The organism is Leptospira perdikensis, from assembly GCF_004769575.1.
Taxonomy (GTDB): Bacteria; Spirochaetota; Leptospiria; order Leptospirales; family Leptospiraceae; genus Leptospira_A; species Leptospira_A perdikensis.
Genome location: NZ_RQGA01000013.1, coordinates 248,838 through 260,737 on the forward strand (window position 1 = coordinate 248,838; position 11,900 = coordinate 260,737).

Below are 11,900 nucleotides of genomic sequence, written 5' to 3' on the forward strand. Positions count from 1 at the left end.
TTTTGATTTTCCGATAATGGAATCAGCTGTCATGAGAAGGATTTTATACACAATCGGATTCTCACTAGTACTTGGAAACAGTTTTTCCTGTATATCCTCCTCCGCTGAAGATCCTTTAGCGGCCCTTCTGACTTCACCACCAGTGGTTTCGTCAGTGACGCCCCAGATTGGAACTCCCGCTCAAAACAATCTCAATGCGACTTATTCCGCAACAGAAGTTGTGATCAAAGGAGAGAACTTTGGTCTGGAACCGATAGTCCGGTTCAACGATACTGTTGCCACCATCACCCTAAATATTGGAACTGAACTTTACACTAAGGTTCCCGATGGAGCATATTCTGGATTTATCACAGTTTCCAAGTCAGGTGGTTCTTGTTTACCGAATTCAAAAACGGGTGTCAACTGTGCTGGAATGGAATACTTTATCGACTGCTATGCGGTGACAAACAAACAATACGGTTCAGAAATTGAATTAAAACAAGGCCAAAGTCTATCTGTAGAATTTGACGGGAATGAAACCAAAGCCTTCCATACAGACACTCTGTTAGCCACCCGAAATTTAACCATTGGATGTGAGAGTGTTGTGACTGTTAGAGTATTTAACAGGTCTTGTCAGGCTACAGATTATGTGTTACAAAACGATCCAATCATCCCATTCCCTGCGGGAGTTGCAACACAGTTTTACATTACTGCTGAATCGGCTACTTGTAGTTTAGTTCTTTAAAACGATTTGTTTTTAACAAATCGTTTGAAGATAATAATATTAGCCGCGCCCATCCACTCATTCATATGTTCTCGGAAAATAAGATCTCTAGGTTTTGAATTTTTTATTTCTTCATCCAATTCATCATACTTTTGAATGGTGAGTTTCGAAATTTCTTTATATTTCTCTTCAATCATTTCCGTTAATTTTTTGAGCAAAGCCAAATTATTTTTTTCTTCACCTACATTTGGCAATATGATTTCGTTCCAATAATCGATCACATGTTTTTTGACATATTCACCAGGAATGGTTCGAATTACTTTTTTACCATCGGTTCCACGTGCATGGATATAACCCGTGTTTACTTCCATTAAGAATTTTTTTGCAATCATGTAAAAATGAGAAGGCCCTAAATGAAATAAAAACACATATTTCACTTGGTTTGGAATCATCATATTCATCAGGATTATATTTTCACAGAACAGGAAGAACTGTTTTAAAAAATTCTGATATTCCACTTCAAAATCGTCTGCAGACTTATTTTTCTTTTCTGTACTTGTCAACGACCGAATGAGTTCAGCGCGTAGCACTTGTTCATCAGCACCCAGATGTAAATCCATACTAATTGCCGTTTTAAATAAGGCTTTTTCAGCCAAATATTTATCCAACTCGTATCTGAAAAAATAGTGTTGGTCTGAGTTCCAAGTATATTTTCCATAAGCTTGGATATAATTAGTCGCACCCTCTTCCTTCAGTTTAGCTTTTTGGTTGGCCCATTCCTTTTTTTTATCCGAATCGACATTAGCTTTTTGAATTACTTCATCGGCTTTGTATACAATTCCAGAATCTTCTGGTTCAAGAGAGGCCGGTTTATCATATAAATTTTCATCAAAAATCGTAGACAATCGGTAAACGACTCGGTCACGGAACTTTGGTTTGGTGGGTTTGTATTCAGATAAATAATTTGGGTTATCAATCTGTAAAATAAAACTCATCCGTTTAAGAAAAATCTCAAGTTGGTTCAACCTTTCCAATGCAGGTAAAATTCGATAATTTAACAAAGCATTGGTTTGGAAATCTGAATCGCTAAACTTAGCATTCGAAACTGCATCTCGTAAAAAAACCCAACCCTCTTTAGTTTCTATATAAAAGTACCGAAGCATTTCAAAGATTAAGTGGAATTGAACATAATCGTCTCGACTCACCTCATCTAAATTACGTGAGAAATAACGGGAGTATTCTTTTCTCACTTGCGCATACATATGTTTTTCATCTAAGTTAAAGATGATCTCTTTGATTTTTTTTTGGGACTTATCTAGTTCTTGATCGAGGTTTTTTCGAAAGGAAAGGATTTCGCGTTTGTTGGCTTCGGTAAGTCCGGTACTAAGAAACTGGAGGAAACTTCCCACCAAGTTCTGAAAACCGGTGAGGAAATACACATAACCTTTTTTGAAATCGGTAAGTAGGTCTAATTCGTTCCCACCCCCTTGGTTCTCTATAGACATACCAAGAGGATAGTAAGTAAGATTTTTAAAAAATCAACAGGATTTAGTTAGAGTAGAAAATCTCTATTAAATTTTGGCTTGGATCGGCAAACGTAAGGCATTCCCCAGAATCAGTTCCTTCTGGTCCTTTGATGATCTTTACGTTTTTTTCCTCAAGTTCGCTGATGGCTTCGGTGAAATCATCCACATCCATCACAAAACTAAGGATGGGGAGAGATCTGTCTGAAACTTCTGCCTTCACCAATCGGATCCGAAAGGAATCCAGAGAAAGAATTGCTTCAGTCGCCTTCTTTGTCTCCACTTCGAAGTCAAAAATGTCCCGGTAAAAATCGATAGAGGTGTCGAGTTGGGAGACTGGGATACTGACGTGGCCAATGCCTTCTACAATAATCATAATGGAATTACACCTTCGTGAACTTTTCTGTCATCATGCTTGAAAAACCGGCTTTGTCGAGAAAAAAGCAATTTCCCTCTAACAAACTCGAAACTAAAATTTGAATTCCAATTCCAACTTAGGAAAAAAGAATCAAAATATGAATGCATTTCGGATTTCACTCATCGTTTTAGCCATTTTGGCCCTTTCTTGCAAGGAAGAGGTCGTTCCTTTTAATAATGCCCACGAAAACCTAGTGGCGAAACTCTTATCTGAGAACCAAATCCTTCTCGAAGAGTATCTAAAAGATGATCCAAAGCCGAATTGGAAAGTTTTTTCAGAATCACTTGATGCTTTAAAAGCCGGTGGACATCCAAAATTAAAGGCCTGGGCCGAAACCTTGAGCCCTCTCCTCCCACCAAACGGAACCGACTTAGAAACTAGTTATGAAAAAATTTCCAAAATACAAGAAATATTGGTTCAAATCAAAACTGAAGTACCAAATCAATCCAAGTACAATCGTTTTTACTGTCCTATGGTTGATAAGTCATGGTTAATGACAGGAAGAGAAGTAAAGAATCCATATGCTCCTGAAATGAGGGATTGTGGAGAACTAATACAATAATCCATGCCAAAATGTTTCCTCGGTACATCCTTATATGAAGCCTGCCCTCCCAGTTGCAGGCTTTCATTCGCTAAACAAGACGTAGATGAAGATTGTATTGCGAAAAATAAACTCGAGGCATTTTTACAGGATAAAGTTACATTCAAAATTGGATTTTCTGCATTTTCACAAATTCCAGCAAAAACTCTAGAAAAATTCATTTGGACTTCCAAAGATAATTTAGAATTAATTTCTTACTTTCTCTACATCGGTGAACCCACTCTTGTAAGGGAGATCATTGAATCGTTTTCTAATCACACATTAAGTTATCTTTTTAAATGTGATTTTGAAAACTATATGAACATCCGAGATTCAATTAAAAGAGAAAAGTCCATCAAACATATGTTTGATATTCGAAGTTTTAAATATTGGACTTTTGTAAGTTACCTGCGTATTTGTGATTTGATTCAGTATTTTGTACGTTATCTAAAAGAACCAGAGTATGCATGCCAATTTATTGTCATACTACCTTCAGAAATCGTTTCTAACCTAAACAAATACACAGGGCTCGATTTTGAAGAAGAAAAGTCTTTATATACTGCGCTTGGAGATTCGATCTACGAATTACCATTACAATCGCCAAAAATCTACGAACATATGATGCAGTTATTCGCCGAGGATTTCGAAGTATCGATTATACTTTCGACTATGGAAGGCCTCATTCATAGACAACAATTGATCTTAGAAACGAGTGAAAAACTTCATACTTACATAGCAGAACATAGAATTGATAAGAACTTTCAGTTTATTTTTTCGGAATTGAACGGGATGGAAATTGGAACAGCTTCAGAAATCTTAAACCAACTTCTCGAAAAAAAGATGATCACGGTATCTCAAAAACTCATGATCATCGATTTTCTTGAAACTGGTAAATTAGAATTGTAGAATAAACTAACCTTCGCTAGTTTATTCTACAAAACTTGGTAATCCTATCCTGCAATTTTAACTTTTTTAGCAAGATAAATGCTAAACAACAAACTAAACACAGATATCATCCCAACTAATTCGTAATTTACTAACTGATTATCGGGAGTTTGTACCAAAATGAGACCAGCAAGATAAGATGCGGCACCCGAAGAAATTTGTTGGATGGCTGAATTCACAGACATAAAACTCCCACGAATCCTTGGTTCCACAGCGGAGGTGATCATAGCAAATGCTGGTACCATTCGTCCCGAAACTAAAATCATAAAACAAGTAGTGATGACAAGAACTACAGGTAACGATGTTTTTGTCAAAGTCACAACGGCCACAATCGGAATCACTGCAATAATCGAAATGATTTGATAAACAACCAACTTTCCGTAACGGTCGGATAGTTTTCCAATGAATCTGCTAGTAAAAAATGTAAACAAACCACCAAAGAAATAAATGTATGGAAGTTCACTAACCGCCAAACCAACATTAGACACAAGAAATGGACTTAGGAAAGGAATGATGGTAAATCCACCAAACATCAAAAAAACCATAAAAAGAAAAGGGGCCATATGTTCTTTTTTAGTAATCACTTGTTTTAATGATTTTAGTTGAGATTGTTTTGGATGAACCTCAGAATCCAAATGGTAACGAATCGATGGCAAAACTTTGTATGCGATCGGTAAAATCAAAAACCCAGCAATTGCCAATGACAAAAATGGGAAGTGCCATCCGTATTTATTGGCTAACGAAAGGCCAATGGGAATTCCAATTACGGATGCTACTGAGAAAGAACTCATCACGACACCAGTTGCTGTTCCCCTTCTAAAAACAGGGATAATATCTCCAATGATGGAAAGGACGGTTGCTCCAATCATTCCGCCAAAACCACCGGCAACGATCCTAGCAAAGAGTAAAAATCCGTAATTAGGGGCAAAAGCACAAAGTAAAGTTCCAAAAGAGAATCCGAAGAACAAAACAAGAAGGCTCATTTTGCGATCATAAGAATCCAAAAACAAAGCCCCAATGAGCCCGAATATACCGGCACTGATAGAATAAGAGGAAACAAGGAGGCCAAAGGCTGCGGAGTTGATTTTGAAACTGTCCATAAACACAGGCCCCAGGGGCATCATGATGACAAAATCCAAGATGTGTAAAAATTGGAGGGCTGCGAGGATGAAGATAATGGCTCTTTCTTTTTGGATGGTATGAAGCGGATGGGTAAGAGGTTGGCTCATAAAACTAATATTGACCAGCCGTTCAAAATTTCCAAAACTATTTAGTTTCGAATTGCCAACTTTTACATTCCGTAATAAATTTCCCTCTATGAAATACGCGTTAATTACAGGTGCTTCCACTGGACTCGGAAAAGATTTTGCTCTGACTTTGGCTAAAAAGGGTTACACTCCTGTTTTAGTTGCTCGAGACTCAAATCGACTGAAGGCATTGGCCGCAGAGATCAAAAGCAAATACGGGATCCAAAGTGTTGTCATCGCTCAAGATTTAGCAAAACCAAACTCAGCCGAGGTTCTATACAAGGCAGTCAAAAAACTAAAGTTATCCATTCACTGTTTAGTGAACAATGCTGGTTTTGGTCTCAATGGAGAATTCCATAAAAATTCTTTTGAAAAAGAATCCCAATTGGTCCAACTGAATGTCACAACTCTCGCAGAACTTTGTCATTTGTTTTTGCAAGATATGGTCGCAGCAAAAGATGGTTATATTCTTAACGTTGCATCCACTGCAGCCTACCAACCTGGCCCTCTTATGTCCAACTACTATGCATCAAAAGCCTATGTCCTTTCACTTAGCGAAGGACTGGCAGAAGAAGTGAGAGATTATGGTGTTACTGTAACATGCCTTTGTCCAGGACCAACACAAACTGAATTTTTCGAAAGAGCGAATATGACTAAAATCAATTTGGTAAAGTCATCATTTCTAATCATGAAATCACAAGATGTAGTGGATAGCGGGCTTGATGCTTTGTTTAGTAAAAAAGTAATTAAAATTCCTGGTTTTATGAACTTTCTAGTCGCACAATCCGTTCGAATCTCCCCAAGATTTCTCGTTCGTAAAATTGCGAAGTTTTTACACCAAGCAGGATGATTTGACCAATTCAAAATTTTCATTTTCTAGTCGGTTTCAGTTGTTAGGTGATTTGAATTCAGAAAACAAAATCTACCAAACCAAACAAAACTTAGAAAAATCCGGAAATGAGATTTTTGATCTTACCAATTCCAATCCTACAAAACTAGGGTTGGAATTTCCACCTTCCGCTTTGTCTCATATATTTTCAAACTTAGATCTTAGCCAATATGAACCCCAACCAGAAGGTATGGAATCTGCAAGAAAAACCATAGTCGCAGATTACAAAAATCGTGGAATTCAAACAACTACTTCCGATTTGATTTTAACGGCGAGTACTTCAGAAGCTTATTCCTATATTTTCAAACTATTCACAAACCCTGGTGATGAAGTATTAACACCAAATCCTGGTTATCCGCTATTTAGTTTTCTTATTGGACTCGAAAATCTAAAGGAAGTCCATTACCCACTCAAGGAAGATCCTGAGACCGGAAATTGGATTTATTCTGCAGAAACCATTGCCAATTGTGTGAGTACGAAAACAAAACTCATCATTCTAGTCAGTCCCGCAAACCCAACAGGTTCCAGAACCACTACAAAGTTTTGGAAAGAATGGGAGGCAATGGGGCTCCAAATTCCCATTCTCTTAGATGAAGTCTTCGTGGGTTACGAGTTCTCTGGCGAGCCCCACCAAATTCCAGAGGCTCCCAATTTCCCTCTATTCGTTTGTAACGGATTTTCCAAAATGTTAGCTCTTCCAGGACTCAAATTAGGATGGATTCTTACCAAAGGCCCAGAAGTTTACAAATCGGAAATTCAGAAAAACTTAGGTTTCATTGCGGATACTTATCTTTCCGTAAACGCCCCTGTGCAACTTGCAACACCAGAACTCATTCCCTGGAAAACGATGATTCAAAATCGCATACGAACAAGAATTATGCGAAACATTGCACAGTGTATTTTATTTTCGGAAGGGAATTCCAAGATCATAAATAAACCAGCCGTGGAAGCCGGTTGGTATTTTCTATTGGATTTGGATTTGGATAAAAAAGATGAAGATTTGGTTTTAGAAATATTATCTGCAACCAAAGTGTTTTTACATCCCGGGTCATGGTATGGATTTTCGCATAACCGTTGTATACTAGTGATTAGTTTAATTTCTGATGAAGAAGTTCTACGAAGTGGACTTTCAGCCCTTCAATCCTTTCTCAAATAATCTATAATTGCTGTTTTTTGAGCCAAAGCATCGGCTTTTCCCAATTCAAAGGTTTCTCTGACTCCTTTTGGGTTTGTATAGTCAAAAGAAGTGATTGGCAAAGGTTTCGAAGGAGTGATCAAATAAGACCTTGCTAAAAGATCAGAATCTTTACCTACAATGGTATTGGGTTCATAATGAATTCCAATGATTTTTGCGTTATGCGAAAAAGTTTCAATGACCATATTATTTGTCAGCCCGCCATCCAAATAATATTCATTCCCAACAGATTGAAAGTCAACGATGGGAGGAATGGATGAGGAATTCATGATGAATTGTTCGATGGTTTCTGAATTCACAAAATCTTTTTCCGTAAAATCAACATCTTCCATATTCCATTTTTTGATCATCTCTGCAGTTCGATTGGCAGGGATTCCTTCTGATCTGTCCCGATCGTCCAAAATAAAGGCACGTCCCGTTTCAGATATGAGTCTCGCCAAACGAAACTTATTCTTTAATGAATCTTCCTTTGGATGAGCTTTCACTGAATGGATCCAAATTTTAGCACCTGATTCCAATACTTTGTCAAATCTCATTCCAAATCGAATGGTTCGACGATACATATCTTCATGAGGAAAAGTGGACTCACCACGCAGGAAATTCGAAAAATGGAAGTTACGTGAATTCCGTTTTGTGATTTCTTCAAAGTACTCTACAGATTCTTCCTCTGTTTGGGAAAGAATACAAAGTGCCATAGCAGCACCTGCGGAAACTCCCGAAAGCTCAGTAAAACGTACACCCCATTCCCGAAGTGTTTTCCCCACTCCTAAAGCATAAAAGGCCTTACAGCCACCGCCTGCGATCGCAAGGGAAACATCATAAGATGGAAAAATTTTAACTAATGTTTGTAAAACTTGTTCTCTAACGCCCATAAAATCGACAAATTCTATTCCCCTTCCCATCGAAAGCATAGAGTGTTGTTTTCTCCTAAAAATCTGTCAAAGTACAAACTAGCCCGACAATCATCTTCTGTCGCAAGAAAGAAATCATATCCTCCTGCCGGATATTTAATTTTACAGCAGCCTTTTTTGTCCTTACGGTCAGGGGGTTGGCGTACTGACTTGTCTTGACCCTTTAGATCTCCAAGAGTCGGAGGTAACTCTTGTCTAGAATCGGCCATCCTTTCGGAGACAAACACCAAGAAGAACAAGAAGATTAACAAAACGGATCGCATTCTATGAAGGTAGACAGCCTTAAAGATACACAAGTTCGGTGATTCCTAAAAAAGTCATGAATTAGGTTCAATCGTACGAATTGTATTTCTACTGAATAGGAAATATTTTTCTTTACCCTTGAGTAAAATCTTTTATAATCTCCCCACTAATCATCCTTTGGGGACACCAATGAACAATACGAGACTACAATACCACGCAACGGGAGGCCAACTCTTCGTCCTTTTACTGAAGAACATGTTCCTTACCGTAGTAACTTTAGGGATATATAGCTTTTGGGCCAGAACCAATGTCCAAAAATTTATGGCGGAGAATTTAGAATGGGCTGGCGAACGTTTTTCCTTCCATGGAACAGGAAAAGAAAGATTCATTGGTTTTCTCAAAGCTTTAGGAATATTCATAGTTCTTTATATTGGAATTTATATCATCCAATACCTCTTAACGTTCATTCCAATCCCTTACTTTTCAATGATTGTCGGATTTCTTCTAACATTAGGAGTCTTTTTAGCATTGGTTCCGATCATCGTAGTAGGTGGACGGAAATACCTAACTTCTCGAACTGGATACCGTAACCTACGTTTTGGTTTCGACGGAAAGATTTTAGAAGTAGCAAAACTTTACGGAAAAGGCATTCTATTAACTATCATTACACTAGGAATCTACTACCCATGGTTTTTTGCTGAAAAAGAAGCATACTTACAAAGCAAAACAAGATACGGAAATACAAACTTCGGGTTTTCGGCAGAAGGTAAGGAGATTTTTTTCCTCTACTTAAAAGGATTTTTTCTGAGTATTCTTACCTTGGGATTCTACTATTCCTGGTTTTTGGCAGATGTACAAAACTACATTTGGAACCGAACTAGTTTCCAAGGAAAAAAGTTTAGATCCGACATTACCGGTGGTAAAATTTTTGTTAATTTTCTCATCGCTTATTTAATTATCCTATTTACTTTAGGAATTGGATTTGCTTGGGCTGTTGTCCGATTGACCAAACTTTTTATCGAGTCGATCAGTTTGGAGGCAGAGGTTGATTTCTCTACCATCTCAGCACAAACAGATACAACTGCAAATGCTACCGCAGAAGGTTTGGAAGCACTTGCGGAAACTTTAGAAGCCTTCCTCACATAAACATTGTTTCAAAACCAAACATTTACATCCCGATATTTTGACGGAGTATCAGCGGTCCCTGAAGAAGGGACCGTTCTGATCCACGGCCAAACCATTGATTTTTCATCTAGAGATACCGCCCACAAACTAGGAATTTCGCAATTTACCGAATTCACTTTGACGCATAAAGGTTGTAAGTTGGTCTTATTACCTGACGAGGTGAGAGAAAGCCCTGTTTTAGAAATCTTCTGCTCTAAAGAAGAAGCAAAAAAATTAGAATCCCTTTGGATCCAAACCAAAAAAACCAAAAGTAAAACACATGCTTTTTTCTACTCAATCAGGGAAATGAATCCACTTGTACTTGGGATTCTATCCATTCTCATTGTTGCCACCATTGGCTTTTTTTATTTTAAAGGGTTAGAACTAGTAACCCACTTCATTCCGATTTCCATGGACAAATCGTTAGGTGAATCTGTTCAACTCAAAATGGATGCACAGTTTGAGGCCTGTAATACAAAAGCAACGGATAGGTTCTTTTCTGAAGCCCTAAAAAGGATTGTCCCCAAAGGAAGTCCACACCAGTTCCAAGTTTCCGTCATTGGCTCAACCATTCCCAATGCATTTGCCCTTTCCAATGGAAAGATTTATTTTTTTTCCGGACTCTTAAACGATGCTAAATCACAAGAAGAAGTCCTCGGCGTTTTAGCCCACGAAGTTGCCCATGTGGAAAAAAGGCACCATATGAGAAACCTAGTCAAAGCGGGTGGCACTTCGCTTGCAATTAGTTTGGTGGTTGGTCCAGGCCTTGGGAATATGGAATTTTTAGAAACATTTACGGAAATTGGCTCAACAATTCTTGTTCTTAAATTTTCTAGAGATTTTGAAACGGAAGCTGACATTACTTCCATTGAGTATTTAAAAAGCCAAAACATTTCAACATCTGGCCTCCTTACCTTCTTCCAAAGAATGCAAGAATTAGAAAAAGAAATGACCAAATCGGAAAAGAACCCTAAAGATGCTAATGCTAAAGACGATCAAGTGGTAACAAAATCAATTACTGATTTTTTAAGCACTCATCCGGCGACAGACGAAAGAATGAAAACTTTGGAATCTCTGATTCAGTCCGGCAAAAAAGGTTCGATCAAAAAAATTGTTTCTGACAAAACTTGGAAAGAAGTTCAATCTGTATGTTTAGATTTTAAAAATTCTGATTCTAAGTGATTGTAAATTTGTTCGAGAGTTTCGCTTAAGCTATGTTTGTTTCTCCAACCAAGGCTTTTGAGTTTAGAATTATCGCCATAAACTTTGGATGTTTCGGACGCTCTTACGCGTTCGGCATCCACAACAAATTGAATATTTTTTCCAGAAAATTTGACTAATTCTTCCACCATATAACGGATACTTCGTTCTTCCCCAGAACAAATATTATAAATTTCACCGGATTCCCCCTTCTCGATTAAGGTTAGATATCCACTTATGATATCTTCCACATGAGAAAAGTCCCTCGTCGGTTCTAGGTCCCCAACAGAAATAGAAGACTTTCCTGAATGTTTGGCTTCGATGATTTGGGAACAGAAATTGGGGATTACAAACTCTTTACGTTGTCCAATCCCAATATGATTGAAGGGGCGAGCAATCACAACAGACAAAAAAGAACTGTACTGCGCATACTGTCGGCAATAAGATTCGGCAGCCAATTTACTTCCGGCATAGGGATTGACTGGGTTTGGTAAAAAGGATTCTTTTAAAGGCAAAAGGGCGAGGTCTTGTTTCCCGTAAACATCTGCTGAAGATATGTACAATATTTTGCACGGCCTTCGCAGGCGGTGTAATGATTCCAATAAATTCAATGTACCACCAACATTGATTTCTTCCGTTTCCCAAGGATTTTCAATGGCAATCGGAACAAAGGCTTGGGCTGCTAAATGGACAACGGTATCTGGTTTGACCTCTTCAAGATTCTTAAGGACAGTCTTTCGATCGCGAATGTCACCTTGAAAACAATGGATTTGGGATTCGCCTTGGGATTCAAGAGCCGGAAGTAGATAACTTCCTACAAATCCGCTGGCTCCGGTGACTAAAGTTTGTTTTTTTTTCATAGAAAAGGGAAATTTCCGATTC

13 protein-coding genes are annotated in these 11,900 nt (G+C 38.0%); 7 read left to right on the plus strand and 6 right to left on the minus strand.

All coding sequences use genetic code 11. From position 1 onward, the window contains the following. Window positions 1–31 precede the first annotated feature (31 nt). Window positions 32–724 carry an LIC10067 family putative lipoprotein gene (locus EHQ49_RS12115; RefSeq protein ID WP_135579742.1) on the plus strand — a complete coding sequence of 231 codons (693 nt, stop codon included), beginning with the start codon at window positions 32–34 and terminating at the stop codon, window positions 722–724. Here the strand turns inward: EHQ49_RS12115 and EHQ49_RS12120 are convergent. Then, window positions 721–2,208, minus strand: coding sequence for a hypothetical protein (locus tag EHQ49_RS12120; protein WP_135579744.1), 1,488 nt, complete (start codon window positions 2,206–2,208; stop codon window positions 721–723). The two genes, EHQ49_RS12115 and EHQ49_RS12120, sit on opposite strands and share 4 nt — an antisense overlap. Window positions 2,209–2,251: 43 nt before the next feature. Then, the gene (locus EHQ49_RS12125) at window positions 2,252–2,602 is read right to left on the minus strand and encodes a VOC family protein (protein WP_100725775.1); all 351 of its coding nucleotides are present in this window, start codon (window positions 2,600–2,602) and stop codon (window positions 2,252–2,254) included. A 100-nt stretch (window positions 2,603–2,702) separates the two neighbouring features. Here EHQ49_RS12125 and EHQ49_RS12130 point away from each other — a divergent pair, with 100 nt between their 5' ends. Beyond that, on the plus strand, window positions 2,703–3,206 hold the full coding sequence (locus EHQ49_RS12130) for a DUF3347 domain-containing protein (RefSeq protein WP_135579746.1): 504 nt from the start codon (window positions 2,703–2,705) through the stop codon (window positions 3,204–3,206). 3 nt (window positions 3,207–3,209) lie between these two features. Continuing rightward, a complete protein-coding gene (locus EHQ49_RS12135; protein WP_135579748.1) occupies window positions 3,210–4,130 on the plus strand; it encodes a hypothetical protein in 921 nt (306 codons plus the stop codon). Between the two features lie 44 nt (window positions 4,131–4,174). Here EHQ49_RS12135 and EHQ49_RS12140 read toward each other — a convergent pair whose 3' ends face one another. Next, a complete protein-coding gene (locus tag EHQ49_RS12140; protein ID WP_135579750.1) occupies window positions 4,175–5,398 on the minus strand; it encodes an MFS transporter in 1,224 nt (407 codons plus the stop codon). A gap of 88 nt (window positions 5,399–5,486) precedes the next feature. Between EHQ49_RS12140 and EHQ49_RS12145 the strand changes: the two genes are divergently transcribed. Continuing rightward, a complete protein-coding gene (locus EHQ49_RS12145) occupies window positions 5,487–6,266 on the plus strand; it encodes an SDR family NAD(P)-dependent oxidoreductase (protein WP_135579752.1) in 780 nt (259 codons plus the stop codon). Window position 6,267: 1 nt separating this feature from the next. Further along, window positions 6,268–7,461 (plus strand): pyridoxal phosphate-dependent aminotransferase, encoded by a 1,194-nt coding sequence (locus tag EHQ49_RS12150; protein WP_135579804.1) that lies wholly within the window; start codon window positions 6,268–6,270, stop codon window positions 7,459–7,461. Here the strand turns inward: EHQ49_RS12150 and EHQ49_RS12155 are convergent. Both EHQ49_RS12155 and EHQ49_RS18870 read right to left on the minus strand, forming a co-directional pair. Then, on the minus strand, window positions 7,443–8,411 hold the full coding sequence (locus tag EHQ49_RS12155; RefSeq protein WP_135579806.1) for a patatin-like phospholipase family protein: 969 nt from the start codon (window positions 8,409–8,411) through the stop codon (window positions 7,443–7,445). The genes EHQ49_RS12150 and EHQ49_RS12155 overlap by 19 nt on opposite strands. Next, entirely contained in the window at window positions 8,387–8,674 is a 288-nt protein-coding gene (locus tag EHQ49_RS18870; protein WP_425269862.1) for an LIC_11321 family protein, read from the minus strand. The genes EHQ49_RS12155 and EHQ49_RS18870 overlap by 25 nt, the downstream gene beginning before the upstream one ends. 169 nt (window positions 8,675–8,843) lie before the next feature. Between EHQ49_RS18870 and EHQ49_RS12165 the strand changes: the two genes are divergently transcribed. Both EHQ49_RS12165 and EHQ49_RS12170 read left to right on the plus strand, forming a co-directional pair. Continuing rightward, window positions 8,844–9,800: a YjgN family protein gene (locus tag EHQ49_RS12165; protein WP_208732210.1), complete on the plus strand. Its 957-nt coding sequence runs from the start codon at window positions 8,844–8,846 to the stop codon at window positions 9,798–9,800. Between the two features lie 3 nt (window positions 9,801–9,803). Continuing rightward, window positions 9,804–11,000, plus strand: coding sequence for a M48 family metallopeptidase (locus EHQ49_RS12170; RefSeq protein WP_135579812.1), 1,197 nt, complete (start codon window positions 9,804–9,806; stop codon window positions 10,998–11,000). Here the strand turns inward: EHQ49_RS12170 and EHQ49_RS12175 are convergent. Beyond that, window positions 10,958–11,878, minus strand: a complete 921-nt coding sequence (locus EHQ49_RS12175; RefSeq protein WP_135579814.1) for a GDP-mannose 4,6-dehydratase — start codon at window positions 11,876–11,878, stop codon at window positions 10,958–10,960. The genes EHQ49_RS12170 and EHQ49_RS12175 overlap by 43 nt on opposite strands. Window positions 11,879–11,900: the final 22 nt, after the last annotated feature.